The following is a 14,556-nucleotide window of genomic DNA, read 5'->3' on the forward strand; positions in this document are numbered from 1 at the left end:
CGGAATGCTCTAAAGATCTTGGGCCAGGTGGTGGCTTGGGGAGGTGTAGAGTATTCAAAATAAACAACACAATGACTTAGGTAACACGACCTAAGCCGTACTATGGCATCTATCTATCAATACAAGTTGTACTAGATATGGTGGCGCTAATTTACACCAAATTTTGCAATTGGAATATAAAAATATACCCACAAAATAAAATAAATTTATTCACTAATTACACAACTAGTCGACAAGCCGAAAGCCCTACAGCATGACCTTTCAAGGCTTTTTCATTATCCATAAACTTGTGCTGAAAACCGGGTTGTTTTGAATAACTATTAGCTGAATAACGGTACAACCGCTTTTGAAGTTGCAGAGCTATGCTCAGGGGCAAAAACCTTGATCTGATTTTTCCCTGAATGTTTGGCATCATACAGGGCTAAATCGGCGCGTTTAACCCAAATCTCAGGGTCTTCTGCTGCGATAGACTCAGCGATACCTATGCTAAGTGTCACTCCTGAGGCTTCAGGGAATCGTTCAGTAATGCCCTCTATCACTCTCTTGCTGATCATATGAGCCACTGCCACCGCACTCTCAACGCAGCGAGTATCGAATAACAACAAGAATTCATCGCCGCCGAGACGAAAAAGCAGGTCGCTCTTTCTGCAATTCATATTAATTTGCTCAACGACAACTTTTATCACTTTATCGCCCATGTCATGACCGTGTTGATCGTTCACCTTCTTAAAGTTATCGATATCGATTAGTGCAATACAAGTGCCCAGCCCCACCTTGGCCTTTTCACTCGCCATCAGTAAGGAGTCATCCATCTGATTACGGTTCAACGCTCCGGTTAATGAATCTTTTATTGAGAGCTCACACAAATCCCGCTGTAATTTTCGCATCGCTCCAATCACCACATGTGCAATAGATGCACATATCAACAGCGCCAAGACATATCGCAGAGTAACCATATGCGCTTGGTGTGGAATTGCCGCTATCACTGAACCGACAATAATGAGTGCATTGGTTAACATCGCCATTTTTGGGGGCACTATAAACACTATGGTCATGACGACAGGAAATACCCAATAAGTCGCCAAGGTACCGAAAACATTGATACTCAACACGATGGAGATGCACAGTAAAAACAGCGGAGGAAAATAACCTAGAAGTTGGCGCTTTAAACGAAAGATAGCAATGACTTCGATCATTAAACTCAGTTCGAAAGCCAGCAGAAAAAAACCTAGGCCAATCTCTCCAATAAAGAGGTTTTTAACCCCCAAGGGAACGAAAGTGGCAAGGGTTACAACTAGAATAAAAGTCAGCACACGCCTGTGCTTGTATAGATCAAAGAGTTCATTATCCTGATGTTTAACTGAAAAGGTTAAGCTATCCATAATGTGACCTTTTTAATAACAATAAAGCTGGCTTTAGGTTTAAGAACCCAAATAAAGAACTGACTTAACCATAAACTAATATTTAATAAATACTCTAACTAAACTCATCCTTACATCGAACTTAAATAAATAACTACCTCGTCTTCTAGATATTAAGTATTGATTTAAAATCAGATTTAACAGCTCATACCAGCCAAATAATGCTAAAACCTCGCTGTATAGCCAAGAGATACTACCTAATGTATAAGCCTACTCACCCACTCCCCCAAAAATCGGGTAGATACTCAAGGCAAGAACTACACCACAACCGATTTATGACTATGCTTTAACTAGTTCATTTATCAGCCCTATAAAAAAGGGAAGGGGTAATCCGATGAAGCCAGTCGTTGCCGATAATAAGCCGATAAAAGTTAATCTAACCCAAGGAAAAGATTATTATTTCTGTCGCTGCGGACGCTCTAAGAGTCAACCATTTTGTGATGGTTCCCACAACGGAACCGAGTTTAAGCCGCTGGCTTTTAAGGCAGATAAGACCGAAGAGGCTTATCTTTGTCAGTGCAAACACACGGCTAACGCTCCCTTTTGCGATGGCTCCCATAAACAGTTTTCTCAGGCTGATGTGGGTAAGCAAGGCTCTGGAGTCATTCAAGCCGTTAATGCGGCTCCCATCGCTCAGAATACAGCCATAGAGCCCACCCTTGAGTATATCCACCTACTGGCGCGAGAAGGCTTATCTAAAGTGGGTCACCACGGGCCAATGACATCCATGGGAGTGCCCCGCAATGAGCTACCTCACTGGGATGACCTGCAGCTGATGGTGGCGCAGATGGCAACCAAGCCGCTCATGGAAGATGCCGAGGTGGCAACCGAGTTAATCATAGGGCCTCAGGCAAGAAAACCGCTCAAGCTGGCGATCCCGCTGCTGGTCTCCGATATGAGTTTTGGCGCGCTCTCGGAAGAAGCTAAAATCGCGCTCGCTCGCGGCGCCGAACTGGCTGGCACCGGGATCTGCTCCGGTGAGGGCGGCATGTTAAGCGAAGAGCAAGCTGAAAACTCACGCTATTTCTATGAGCTGGCTAGTGCCCAATTTGGTTATCAAGAGGAGCTACTGCATAAGGTACAAAGCTTCCATTTTAAGGGGGGACAGGGAGCCAAAACAGGCACTGGTGGCCATCTACCGGCGAGTAAAAATATTGGCAAAATCTCACAAGTCAGGGGGCTAGCAGAAGGCACTGATGCCATCTCCCCTCCCACCTTTATCGATCTTAAAAGTTGCGCCGACTTCAAGCGTTTTGCCGATAGAGTCAGAGAGATCTCAGGCGGGATCCCAATAGGCTTTAAGCTCAGTGCCAATCATATTGAGCAAGATATTCAATTCGCACTCGATGCCAGTGCCGATTATATTATCTTAGATGGTCGAGGCGGCGGCACGGGCGCGGCGCCGGAGATTTTTCGCGATCATATCAGCGTACCGACAATTCCGGCTCTTGCTAGGGCAAGACGATATTTAGATCAACAAGGTGCAAGCGGCCAGGTAACCTTGATCATTACCGGCGGAATACGTACACCCATCGATTTTGTAAAGGCACTAGCCTTAGGCGCCGATGGTGTGGCGATATCAAACAGCGCCATGCAGTCCATCGGCTGTGTTGCTGCGAGAATGTGTAATACCAATAACTGCCCTGCCGGGATCGCCACCCAAAATGCCGACCTGCGCCAACGCCTCAATATTAATAAATCCGCTAAGCAATTATGCAACTTTTTCCAAGCCTCAACCGAGTTGATGCAACTGATGGCAAGGGCCTGCGGCCATGACTCACTCAGTCAATTTAATAGAGACGATTTAGCCACCTGGCACAGAGAGATGGCGCACCTTAGTGGCGTAAAATACTCAGGCTTTATGGAGCCCTAGCTTCATCGCCACTTAGTTTTATAGAGACTTAGCTAGATAAGCTGCGACGATTAAAGGGGGAGCAATATTAAGACGACAATGCTAAAGAGGGTGCTCGATGCCATTCATAAATGCCTTATCGGCTAAGGCGAGCATAGCGAGATCCTCTTTGGTATCGCCGTAGGCGTAGATCTGGCTATAGCGGCTTAAATCAAATTCCTGCGACACCTTATAAGCCTTAGCCTCACAGCTACAATCTCCGCCGCTGTAGTGACCATTATAGCGCCTGCCGTCAACAGCCATCTCGCTGCAGATGAGTGCTATGCCCATCGTCTTGCACCAAGGTTTAAGGTAAAGATCAAGTGAAGCAGAGACCAGCACGACGGTCGCCCCATCGGCTTGATGCCGCCTTAAGGTTTGCAGCATGTCGGCCCTTAAGCTTGAGGGAATGACTCGATGAGCATAGGCCTCACCTATAGCGCTGACCTTATGTTCACTGCGCCCCGCAAAGGCAAAGAAGCTAACAAATGGTCTTAGTTTTCGCGCCGGGATCAGCCCCAGTTTATAGAGCAGGTACAGCGGCGACATAAATACTAGGCCAAGCAACAAGCGAGGCGGCGTTGCCGAATAGAGAATAAATTTGGTAAACATATCCTGATGGGTCAAGGTGCCATCAAAATCGAACAAGACTAGCTTCAAGCCGCTCTCCTAAGCTGTCGATACAATAGCGAACCATTCTACCAGCTTTTAGGCAATCTCCTCTTCGATAATATCCACCAGCTTGAGTTGCTCGTCATGACCAAAGGCGGTTTTCTCTGCGTTAGAGACCATAAACACATTCTCGGTACACTCACCTAGGGTACTTATCTTGGCAGAGTGAATAATCAGATTGCGCTCAGACAATAAGTTACAGATCTGCTCTAGATAGATGGGATCATCTAGACTGTTAACCTTGAGTAAGGCGCGATTCTTCTTGGTCGTATGCAGCACGGTGACCACAGGAGGGCTATCGAAATTCTTTAACGCTCTTGGCGTCATCAACTTTCTCGGTCTTTCTCGCCGCTCAATTGCACGGAAAATGCGTTTGATGATCTGCTCGATTCGCGGCTCATCATCAATGGGTTCATCCCTATGATCCAGCACCTTAATGATCTCTAGTACACGGCCATCTTTAGTCTGCATCATCTGCGCATCTTTCACCTTAAGCTTTGAACTGGCTAAGGTCTTAAACAGATCCACAAACAACTTGGCTCTATCTTGGGTATAGACAAAGAGACTGGTAAAGCCATGATCACTGTTCTGGCCGGCAAACACTCGGGTCGTCCCCGGCTCGGTGGTGAGAATATGCTGGGTGATCTCAACGATATCGGCCACCGAATTACTACTAAAGAAGTTGTTCGGTAAGGTATGCCAAAAGGCGGCTAGGCGCGCTTCATCTATCCCTTGTTGAATCAATATAGGCTTGGCATCGGCCTGATTCTCACGGATAACGGTACGCACCTCAAAAATATTTTCAATCCCCTGCTTTAACGCATCTCGAATCGCCATATACAAGAGCGTCAATTGGCTCTCCTGCCAATCGTTCCAGTAGCTCTCGTTAGTTGCCATCATATCGGCGATGGTAAATAGAAACAGTGCATTGAGCTTGTCTTGTGAGCCTACGCTTTTAGCAAGATGTTTAATCACATCCGGCTCACTGATATCTTGGGTCTGAATCGCACTGATCAGCAGGTTCTGGTTGGCGACTAACCAGTAGATAAGCGAAGTAGTTGAGCCTTTCAGCAAATGCTCTTCCGCTAACTCTTTTGCCTGAATGGCGCTCAATTCACTGTTTTCTATGGTCTGTTTACCTGACAAATGATGACACAGGGTTGCAAACACGAGCGCAAAACGGTTACTGATATTTTGGTAAAGCGTATAGGTAAGACTGTTCTTCTTGTTAAGGGCAAAACTATCAATATATTGAATCGCCTTAAAGGTATGCTCATCCACAGTAAAGGCGTTATGCATATCAAACTGCATCTGCCCCTCGATGGCTCGCCACTGGGAGCAGTAGGCCGCTAACACGCCGTATCTATGCATCAAGCCCAAACACTTTCGCAAACCTTTTGGGTGGGACAAGATAGCTAAAAACTCTTCTCTGCAGCCCTGATAATCTTGAAGTTCGCCGAGTAAACCGCGCCGAGTCTGCCTAAGCAGTCGCAATGTTTGTGGCGCAATGCCTTCGATATTGTCATTCTCGGCCAGTAACTTAAACATCCGCATAACCTGACGCTTATCGATAAAGGCTTGGGTAAACTTCACCTCAATGAGCCCATTACAAACACTGAAGTATTTATCGATAGCATCGAGATTGCTGCGCTCGGTGTCATTTAGGGTATCGAGCTTAAAGGAGTCACAGATGATCTGATTTAACTCACGCACTCGGGTCATCGCCCTAAATAATTGGCGCATCATACGCTCGATGGCGAGCTGGCTATTATCGCCTTGACCAAAATGCATAAATTCGGCGACTGCCGCCTGATGCTCAAACAGCAGCACATCTTGGGCTGACTGAGTCACGCAGTGCAGCGCCCATCTCACCCGACAGATAAAATCATAGGCTTCTAGCAGTTCATAGACTTCGTCCTGCTGTAGAAAGCCAATGGTCTTTAAGGCATTGGCATTGGCTAATGAAAAGTGCTTCTGTGCAATCCACATGATGGTGTGTACATCACGCAGACCACCGGGGTTGTTCTTCAAATTAGGCTCTAAATACAGCGCGGTATTCTGCGCTTTATTATGTCGTTGCAACTGCTCATCCATTTTTGCATCGTAGAAGGACAAGCTGGTCCACAACTCATCTTGGTATAGCTGTTCTTTAATGGATTGTGCGTGTTTCTTAGGGCCCACTAAACAGCGAATATCCAGCAGGTTTGTTGCTATGGTGATATCTGACTTTGCAGACTCTATCGATTCAGAAAGTGTTCTAACGGTTTGACCTATGTCTAAACCAAAATCCCAGAGGCGGGTGAGGAAGAGGGATAATTGTTCTTGCTGCTGCGGGGTTAACTCTTGTTCGATGATAATGGCTAAATCGATATCCGACCTAGGGTGCAGCGCCCTTCGACCATATCCTCCCACCGCATTGAGCGACATAGATGTATTATGCAGATGGTACATCTTCCATAGCGATACCAACATCTCGTCTATATGTTTCGCCCGCCTTTTCAGCAAAGACTGTACCGGCAGGGTTAAAAACTGCTCGTTAAGCCTTTCATCGAAGGTTTTTATATGGAGCTTTAACTCCGCAATGGAGTTCAGTTCCAATACATTAGACATAATAAGGGCTTTTCCTAATCGCTAAACAACAGGTTTATACTAGCTGACGACTCACTCATATTTAATGACTGCTGGGTAAACTTAGCCATCTAAAAGGTGACTCGAACTGGAGCAACAACTGCAAAACAATAACAATTACAAGACTTTTTTTCAACAAACCACAAGGCAAACCCTGAGTTTAGCTCCCAAACATAGGTTAGTTTCCAGCCAACTCCAGCCCTTGTGGAGCACAAAAAACACACAACTTAGCTAGCAAAAGCCATTGAATAAGCACTAATTAACAACGTTTACCCTTAGGTGGTAATAGAGTACTCTCTGGTGTCATGTACACCTATATACTGTAAATAGATTAGCGATAAGCTAAAGGTCGCCTCAATGAAACAAAAAATTGTGTTGGTTAAGAGTTATTTTGCCAAGATTGAAACCGATAAGCGCGAAGAGATGTGGGCCGCGAAACCAAAGACATCAGACTTTGAATACTCCACCTGCAAGGTTGATAGCGACAGACTCAACGCTGACCTGCAACTGGCGATTGAAAAGTTAAACCTCGATGGCTATCGGGTGGTGCAGATAACACCTGTTACCTCTGGGGACTTTGCCTTTAAAGATCACTTCAGCGATCCGCATTTACTCGGTAACGGTGTCACTACCGAAGGTGGCTATGGCTATGGTTTTTCCTATACCGATAGCTTGATTATTCTAGCTGAACTTGTTGCCGTACCAGCACAACAGGACCTTGATGAAGCGGATCCTGACGTTAGCATTATGTCCTTTGAGCCTAATTAAGTAACAAATAGGAAAAGCAGAGGCTGTTAGACATTTTGAAATAGTAACTCAATGGTAAAGGTCAGGATGATCTGATTAATCCGCATCGAAAATTCATCCTCCTTACTCCAATTGTATTCGGGCGTGATCGCGAAGAATAACCAATCCCTAGCAAAGTTCTGTCGGTAGGTAAAACTAACGCTAGCATTCTTAACGTAATGATAAGGCTCATCGACGCCATAAATACTCGCCTGATAGCTCAGCGCCTGCTTGTTATTGATGTATTGATAGACTTTAAGGCTAGAGCCAAACTCCCAACCATTATCACGATTCTCATATTGCGCCACCGAGCTCCATCGACCCACAAATGTCTCATTAAAGGCATGCTCAATATCAAACTCGGTCGACTCCCCTGTCACCTTCTTCTCTTGATAGAGCTTTTGAGTGAGTCGCGTCACTGTACTCTCAGAGAGAGGATAGGTATAACGCCACCTCGCTTCGATCTTAGGTTTGAAATTCGCCTTAATATTAAAACTGACGCGATCTTTAGCGTACCAATCATATCTCAGGCCGATATCCCGCTCATTATTATCATCTGGTGATTTGATAAAGCCGAACGGATCATCCTCACCTGTCGAGTCTAAAATGATCTTTAAGCGTTTAGTCACACCAGGTAGATTTAGTCTGGCGTTGAGGTTGGCTCGATATTTAAAACCCTCTTTCTCGTAATAAGCAAAGTCGTTATACCAACGCACAATCGTGCCGGCCCTAGCATCCTCTTCTACTCTCTCGTCCACAAAAAAACTATCAAACCAGATTGCGGGTTGGCAGAACTTAGTGTTGATGTAGTCGAAGGCTTTATCTATCGCCCCTTCCATCTGTGACTGGCTGTAACAAGGATCGTCTTCAGGGGGCGGGTTAACTTCTGCAGCCTTAGCCTCTGTTGAATTAGCTTCTACTGCCTTGGCTTCTAAAACCTTAGTTTCTGTAGAGCGAACATCAGCACCTGAATATACTTCTGGCTCAGCTTCTGCCAGCCTCACTTCTTTAAGGACGCGCACTGAAGCTTGCCCCCCATATGCAGGGGCAAGGTTTAAAGCTAAAACTGTAAATAACAACCACTTAGACGACAAGCAATCCACTCAGAATATGACATTAATGTATCGAGATAGTATCACCCATTACATCGACTTTACATCTCAAGCGTCATTCATCTTGTGGCTCATTAGCAGTAGACTTAGATAACCAGACAAGCTTAGGTAGTTGGGTCAGATCTAAGCAGTCTCCTAACTCGGCTATCGCACTGTGACTCGGCGCTAAGTTAGGATCTGCAGAAAGCTGTGCTAGCAATGCTTTCTGCGCCTCAACCTCTCCATGCACTAATACTACCGGAGGAGAGTCGCTAAAGTGTCGATACCAATGCAATAACTCAGCTTGATCCGCATGGGCCGACAAGCCACCCACAGTGTGCAACTTAGCTGCGACATTAACGCTTTGACCACTAATGGTTAAACTTTTAGCGCCATCGACTAACAGTCGTCCGGGCGTGCCCTGTGCCTGATAGCCACAAATAATCACATCCGATAACGGGTTTGCTAAATTGTGCTCGAGATGACAGCGAATTCGGCCCCCGTTACACATACCGCTACCCGCTATAACGATCAAGCCTTGGTGAATATGATTCAACTCCATCGACTCCTCAGTGGTATCGATAAAGTCGACATTCGACAACAGTGGATGCTTACCCGGTGACATACGGGTAAAACGCTTAAAATCCTCATCCATTAGGCTGTAGTTTTTTACATAGATCTGTGTCGCCCTAATCGCCATCGGGCTATCGAGGCAAATCCTCCAGCGAGAAAGATCCCAATCTTTGGCGTGAAGGTGAAACAGATACAGCAACTCCTGTGCGCGGCCAACCGAAAAGGCGGGCAACAAAATGTTGCCTCGACTCTGCTCTATGGTACGGGCAAATATCGACTTTAGCTCCTCTAAGGTATCATCCCAGCCACGGTGTCGTCTGTCGCCATAGGTACTTTCCATCAGCACCAGATCGGCCTTATCGATGAGTGTCGGATCATCCAGAATCGGCATGCCCTCTCGACCAAGATCGCCGCTAAAAACCAGCTTTTTACTCTCATCCCCTTGGCCAAACCACAGCTCAACCACTGCCGAGCCTAGAATATGCCCCGCATCGGATAAACAGACTTTAAGCTGAGGGGTCACTTGCGCCTTCTCGCCATAATCGAGCGCCACAAATTGCTGCATCACCCGATCGACATCGGCTTCATCAAAGAGCGGTTCCAGCAAAGGTAAGTCATTCTTTTCCCGCTTCTTGTTAAGTCTTTCCGTATCCCGAGCCTGCAACATAGCCGCATCTCTAAGCATCACATCACAAAGCTCCACCGTGGCCTTTTGGCTATAGATGGGCCCCGTAAACCCTGATTTCACCAATAAAGGTAGCCGACCTGAATGGTCAATATGGGCATGGCTTAATACCACGGCATGGATCTGCGATGGCATAAAAGCGAAGGGCTCATGGTTGCGTAACACATCGGCCTTACTCCCCTGGATCAGGCCGCAATCGAGCAGTACTTGATCCCCTTCTATATTGAGTAGATGACAAGAGCCTGTCACCTCTTGAGCTGCACCGAGAAAAGAGAGAGTCATCTGCATCGCTATCTTCCTTAAAAGGCACCTTAATCCCCTTCTCCATAGCGTTAATAAAGGGTGAGTCATCTCTGGTGCTTATGTTTAAAAGATATACCCTTAACTCGATTCCGACTAGCAGAAGTGGTAAAAATATCTTGCTGTGATTAGATAATATGAAGACCATAAAAAAAGCAGGAATAACTTAATTATCCTGCTTATAAAATGGGAGCTTAGAGGTGAGCCCAAGTGTGGGCTCAATACGACTCAGTCAGGCTTTACGCCTAATTTTATTTAGTATTTGGCTTGCAGTGTTAGCCACAGCTTATCGGTATCGTTTGAAAAACCGTAGCCCGCATCAGCACCACTAAAGCTGGCATACTTAACACCTACGCTATAGTACTTAGCAAATGGGTAAGTTGCTGCAACTCCCCACTCTTTACCCATGTCGATATCGCCATAGTCAGAATCAAACTTATGGTATTTAGCCAAGAGTTTTAACCCAGCAAGCTTAGCTGTCACGACAAAATGAGTATCAACTAGACCGTTTTCCCAGTTACCTTTACCACCGAATAGGAACTTATCAGTCCAGCCGTTAAATGCGTGTAACGTTGCTAAGGGAGTAATGAAACCCGCTTTACCATCGTCCGAACCTAATACTTCGTAACCGACCTTAGCGCCGATGAAATCGAAGTTAACACCCGCTCCTAACTTGTAGTACGAAGCGCTATAACTCACAGGGTTATCACTACCTTCAGACTGCTGTGCATATTCCGCTTCATAGCTTAGCTTTAGGGCATCGAGTTTAATGTCGCCAGTTGCACGGATACCGTAGGTATCGTTAGAGAAAGACGGAACATCGATGTTATCAATTAAATAAGCATAAGCTGAAATCTTAGCGAAATCTAACGCCTTGTAGTTGAGGTTTACTAGGTTAGTTTCATTTTCATGCTCTTCTTTGCCTGAACCTTCAGGGAAAATACGGTTCACATTGGCCACATAAGCGTAGTAAGCCGTTAAGCCTTCAATCGCAGTATTCTTCACCGACACGGCATCATAAGTCTGCTCATTTTGACGGAAACCGACGCCACCAACAAAACGTTGGTTATCGAGTAAAATACGTTGGCGACCAAGCTTTGCTAACGTTTCTGCAGGGCCTTTATAACCGATGTAACCCTGGTTAATTTGGGTATACTTATAATCGCCAATCAAAGGCTCATTGTCTGTAGAGCGCACATCATCAACCTCAGCCACTGCAAACAGGTTATATAAGTCACCAGTTTGGTAGTTCAGACGAGTACGAAGCGTGGTTTGATTTTGCTGATCAACATTAGCCACATCCACATCTTCATAACGAAGACGGAACTGCACTTTTACTGCGGAATCATCAATAAAAGCTTTCTTAAGTGGGTCAACGGTTTCTGCAGTTACAGCAGTTGAAGCTAAGCTTGCAAGTACAGCTAGAGTAAGGGTATGGACTTTCATTTATTGTAATCCTTTTGTTTCATCATTCTCATGCGTAGTTATATTGATGAAACAAACCCAACTTTTTGATCTAAAACAATGTTACACAATGATTACAAACTGCTTACCAAATATGTGATAAAGATCATCAGCTTATACTAATTTAGTGGTACCCATAAATAGGTATTAACTCTGTTTGGCTAATTGTTAAGTTACTTAAGTAGTGCGCAACTGAAAGCTTTTCAGTGGACAATTCTAGAAGCTGTTTTTATACAAAGCTCTACGTTAGTCCATTACGGGGTGACGAGGATTGTAAAAGGAGTGATAACACCACTTCTTTGACAAAGAATCGATTTCAATTAAGCTTTCACATCCTAAGCATGCTCAATACTTTAGGAATAGTTTATCAATAGATTTCCTCACCCAGTCGCTCTTTGTAGAAGCAAATAATATTGTCTTACCATTCCGACTTCAAAGTTACACTTAAATATACGCACCAATAATTGCTTATTCGACAAATCATAGCTAGCAACAATCATTAAAAATACCTGTTGACCTGTCTACAGGTGTAGGCTTAATACTCCACGCTGTCGTCAAGGCTAGGATGAAATATGTATACCGTTACCCAACTTGCAAAACGCGCCAATATCTCTCGAACCACTTTGCTCTATTATGAGAAAGAAGGGCTGCTCACACCAGCATTACGAGCAGATAATGGCTATCGATATTATGGTGAGGCTGAAGATAAAAAGTTAGCCGCAATAGTGTCGTATCGTGCATATGGATTATCGGTGGCCAACATTGCAACCTTACTTAACGAAGAAAACGCACTAGAGCAGCCTCAGCTGTTAAAGGATCACTTTAATCAGCTTGAACAGGAGGTTGCCAAACTTAGACAGCAACAGCGGGCCATTGTCATTTTATTGAAGGCCCCAGCTTTATTGGAGAACGAAATGGTAAACAAGCAACGTTGGGTCGAGATCATGGTTGAAGCAGGTTTTGATGAGGATGCAATGGTACGCTGGCATCAAACCTTTGAGAAACTTGAACCGCAGGAACACCAAAAATTTCTCGAGTCATTAAGCATTGATGCCGAAGAGATAAAACGTATTCGCGCACTCTAACCTTCCTAAGTTAAACGCCTGCAGCTACTGTGGGCGTTTTCATTTGCGCGCGTTTAAATAAAGAGACCATCTAGCACAGTAAGAATGATTAAAGGAAATGCTAAACCTTGACCAACTAGCTTGTAATTCCTCATGTAATTAGCTTTACTTATCTAGCAACAATACTGTTAATTAACTATTTAGGGGTTGATATGTTAGGTGAAAACCACTCAATTATGCATGAGTTTCCTGAGTACCAAGATATTATTGTTAAGCTATGCCAAAGTGATGACGCTTTTGCACAAGACACCAAACGCTACAATGCACTGGATAAAGAGATCCGCGAACTTGAATTAAAGGGCGCGCCAATTGATGACAACGCAATGCATCAATTAAAACACGATCGAGCCGAACTAAAAGACTCGCTGTTTCATCGTCTTAATACAGATGCCTAATCAGCAAGTGTCCGTTAAACCAGCACACATCGATTAATCGATCACAAAAAGGGAGCCTAAGCTCCCTTTTTTAGTGTTCTCCTTTTACTCAAGCCGAACTTCCTCTCCCGCTCAAAACAACAAAATCCAAACAAATATTTCATCCACTTTACATTTACTGGTATCTTTGCAGCGCATATTTAGAAAGGACATCAACATGCTGCAGCAAAAATCAAAATTCGCTCAATTATTCAAAGCACTTTCATTGGCTAAAGCCCTGCCGTTCATCTTGCTTATCATCGCCATCTTCAACTCCTACTTCATCGTGGTTGAAGGGCATGTGGGTGTGGTAAAGCGCTTTGGCGAAGCCAAAGATCAACAAAACCCTGGATTACATTTTAAGATCCCATTTATTGAAACGGTTGAGATGATCGAAGTAAGAACTCGAAAAAATGCCGAGAAAATGGCATCGAGTACCAAAGAGCAGATGCCGGTGACCATAGAGGTCAGTGTAAACTGGACAGTGAATAAAGAAGCCGCATTAGATCTCTTTAAGCGTTATGGTGGTCTGACACAATTTGAGCAGCGAATTCTCGATCCTCGCTTTCGCTCCGCCACTAAAGATACCATTCCACAATTTGAAGCCGAACAGTTAATCCAAGATAGGGCCAGTGCAATTCAAGGCATCGAGCGCCGCCTAGCCGAAGAGATGGAAGGCTTTCCTGTTATCGTTGATAACATTCAAATTGAAAATATCATCCTGCCGCAAAAGTACATTAACTCGATTGAGATAAAGCAGACTGAAAAAAACCTTGCCGCTGCCGAAGAGCACAAACTTGAGCGGCAACGTCTCGAGGCGCTTCGCGCTGTAAACACTGCCGACGCGAGAGCAAAAGGCATCCTTAAAGTTGCCGAAGCCGAAGCTCAGTCAATTTTGTTAAAGGGTAAAGCGGAAGCGGAGGCTATCGAAGCAAAAGCGAAGGCACTTAAAAACAATCCACTTATTGTTAAGTTAACAGAAGCACAAGCTTGGGATGGTAAACTCCCCAGCACTATGATGGGTGAAGGTGCCATGCCGATAATGGACATTAGAGATTCTGCTAGAACAAAAGAATAGCCATGCTTAAATAACGGGTGAGTGAAGTTTAATAACTCCCACTCACCTCGGTTATGTATCTGGAGTGAATACTAACCAAAACATTGATTCGATAAAAACTGCTTACGAGATAAGCTTAGGACTTAGTCAATAATGAAGGGCTGGTTAGTCCCTCTCTGCACCAGACCAATTTAGAATAATCTACATTGTGTGATTCATAGACATAGTTTCAACCTGGCGATCTCTAAATCTAGCTTATAATTTGCGTCCTGAACCCTTTCGTTTTTAATATCATAGTTACTCATGACTTCATCAGAGAATGGCGTTTCATTTGCTATATCGAAGTATTTTTCCATCGGCGTTTTGCCTTTGTGGGCACTATGAGGTCGCTCCCAGTTGTAATAATGTTGCCACTCAGAGAGCTGGTTATCCAAATCGTCCGAAGTGATAT

Annotated in this window: 12 protein-coding genes; 5 read left to right on the plus strand and 7 right to left on the minus strand. The window is 44.7% G+C overall.

From position 1 onward, the window contains the following. Window positions 1-320: 320 nt before the first annotated feature. Window positions 321-1,382, minus strand: a complete 1,062-nt coding sequence (locus L1D44_RS12375) for a GGDEF domain-containing protein (protein WP_239891049.1) — start codon at window positions 1,380-1,382, stop codon at window positions 321-323. Window positions 1,383-1,755: 373 nt separating this feature from the next. Here L1D44_RS12375 and L1D44_RS12380 point away from each other — a divergent pair, with 373 nt between their 5' ends. Further along, window positions 1,756-3,294 (plus strand): glutamate synthase-related protein, encoded by a 1,539-nt coding sequence (locus L1D44_RS12380; RefSeq protein WP_239891051.1) that lies wholly within the window; start codon window positions 1,756-1,758, stop codon window positions 3,292-3,294. A gap of 81 nt (window positions 3,295-3,375) precedes the next feature. On the opposite strand, the gene L1D44_RS12385 is transcribed toward L1D44_RS12380, so the two are convergent. Continuing rightward, on the minus strand, window positions 3,376-3,972 hold the full coding sequence (locus tag L1D44_RS12385) for an HAD-IB family hydrolase (RefSeq protein ID WP_239891053.1): 597 nt from the start codon (window positions 3,970-3,972) through the stop codon (window positions 3,376-3,378). A gap of 48 nt (window positions 3,973-4,020) precedes the next feature. After that, window positions 4,021-6,594 carry a [protein-PII] uridylyltransferase gene (gene glnD / locus L1D44_RS12390; RefSeq protein WP_239891055.1) on the minus strand — a complete coding sequence of 858 codons (2,574 nt, stop codon included), beginning with the start codon at window positions 6,592-6,594 and terminating at the stop codon, window positions 4,021-4,023. Window positions 6,595-6,969: 375 nt separating this feature from the next. On the opposite strand from glnD, the gene L1D44_RS12395 reads away from it, so the two are divergent. Continuing rightward, window positions 6,970-7,380: a hypothetical protein gene (locus L1D44_RS12395; RefSeq protein WP_239891057.1), complete on the plus strand. Its 411-nt coding sequence runs from the start codon at window positions 6,970-6,972 to the stop codon at window positions 7,378-7,380. 26 nt (window positions 7,381-7,406) lie between these two features. On the opposite strand, the gene L1D44_RS12400 is transcribed toward L1D44_RS12395, so the two are convergent. From L1D44_RS12400 to L1D44_RS12410, 3 genes are all read right to left on the minus strand, one after another. Further along, on the minus strand, window positions 7,407-8,420 hold the full coding sequence (locus L1D44_RS12400; protein ID WP_239891059.1) for a hypothetical protein: 1,014 nt from the start codon (window positions 8,418-8,420) through the stop codon (window positions 7,407-7,409). 145 nt (window positions 8,421-8,565) lie between these two features. Further along, window positions 8,566-10,035, minus strand: coding sequence for an MBL fold metallo-hydrolase (locus L1D44_RS12405; protein WP_239891061.1), 1,470 nt, complete (start codon window positions 10,033-10,035; stop codon window positions 8,566-8,568). A 267-nt stretch (window positions 10,036-10,302) separates the two neighbouring features. Beyond that, complete coding sequence (locus L1D44_RS12410; protein WP_239891063.1) at window positions 10,303-11,493, minus strand: alginate export family protein; 1,191 nt, start codon at window positions 11,491-11,493, stop codon at window positions 10,303-10,305. Window positions 11,494-12,083: 590 nt separating this feature from the next. On the opposite strand from L1D44_RS12410, the gene L1D44_RS12415 reads away from it, so the two are divergent. From L1D44_RS12415 to L1D44_RS12425, 3 genes are all read left to right on the plus strand, one after another. Next, window positions 12,084-12,596, plus strand: a complete 513-nt coding sequence (locus tag L1D44_RS12415) for a MerR family transcriptional regulator (protein ID WP_239891065.1) — start codon at window positions 12,084-12,086, stop codon at window positions 12,594-12,596. 191 nt (window positions 12,597-12,787) lie between these two features. Further along, complete coding sequence (locus L1D44_RS12420) at window positions 12,788-13,030, plus strand: YdcH family protein (protein WP_239891066.1); 243 nt, start codon at window positions 12,788-12,790, stop codon at window positions 13,028-13,030. 196 nt (window positions 13,031-13,226) lie between these two features. Next, window positions 13,227-14,126, plus strand: a complete 900-nt coding sequence (locus tag L1D44_RS12425; RefSeq protein ID WP_239891068.1) for a prohibitin family protein — start codon at window positions 13,227-13,229, stop codon at window positions 14,124-14,126. Between the two features lie 194 nt (window positions 14,127-14,320). Here the strand turns inward: L1D44_RS12425 and L1D44_RS12430 are convergent. Continuing rightward, window positions 14,321-14,556: integrase core domain-containing protein (locus L1D44_RS12430; RefSeq protein WP_239891070.1), on the minus strand; the 236-nt coding region annotated here is incomplete at its 5' end.

It is taken from the genome of Shewanella sp. Isolate13 (assembly GCF_022398325.1).
Taxonomy (GTDB): Bacteria; Pseudomonadota; Gammaproteobacteria; order Enterobacterales; family Shewanellaceae; genus Shewanella.

Coding starts and splice junctions, on each gene's coding strand:
- L1D44_RS12375 (WP_239891049.1), bottom strand. CDS start 1,382: ATGGATAGCTTAACCTTTTCAGTTAAACATCAGGATAATGAACTCTTT.
- L1D44_RS12380 (WP_239891051.1), top strand. CDS start 1,756: ATGAAGCCAGTCGTTGCCGATAATAAGCCGATAAAAGTTAATCTAACC.
- glnD (WP_239891055.1), bottom strand. CDS start 6,594: ATGTCTAATGTATTGGAACTGAACTCCATTGCGGAGTTAAAGCTCCAT.
- L1D44_RS12395 (WP_239891057.1), top strand. CDS start 6,970: ATGAAACAAAAAATTGTGTTGGTTAAGAGTTATTTTGCCAAGATTGAA.
- L1D44_RS12405 (WP_239891061.1), bottom strand. CDS start 10,035: ATGCAGATGACTCTCTCTTTTCTCGGTGCAGCTCAAGAGGTGACAGGC.
- L1D44_RS12410 (WP_239891063.1), bottom strand. CDS start 11,493: ATGAAAGTCCATACCCTTACTCTAGCTGTACTTGCAAGCTTAGCTTCA.
- L1D44_RS12415 (WP_239891065.1), top strand. CDS start 12,084: ATGTATACCGTTACCCAACTTGCAAAACGCGCCAATATCTCTCGAACC.
- L1D44_RS12420 (WP_239891066.1), top strand. CDS start 12,788: ATGTTAGGTGAAAACCACTCAATTATGCATGAGTTTCCTGAGTACCAA.
- L1D44_RS12425 (WP_239891068.1), top strand. CDS start 13,227: ATGCTGCAGCAAAAATCAAAATTCGCTCAATTATTCAAAGCACTTTCA.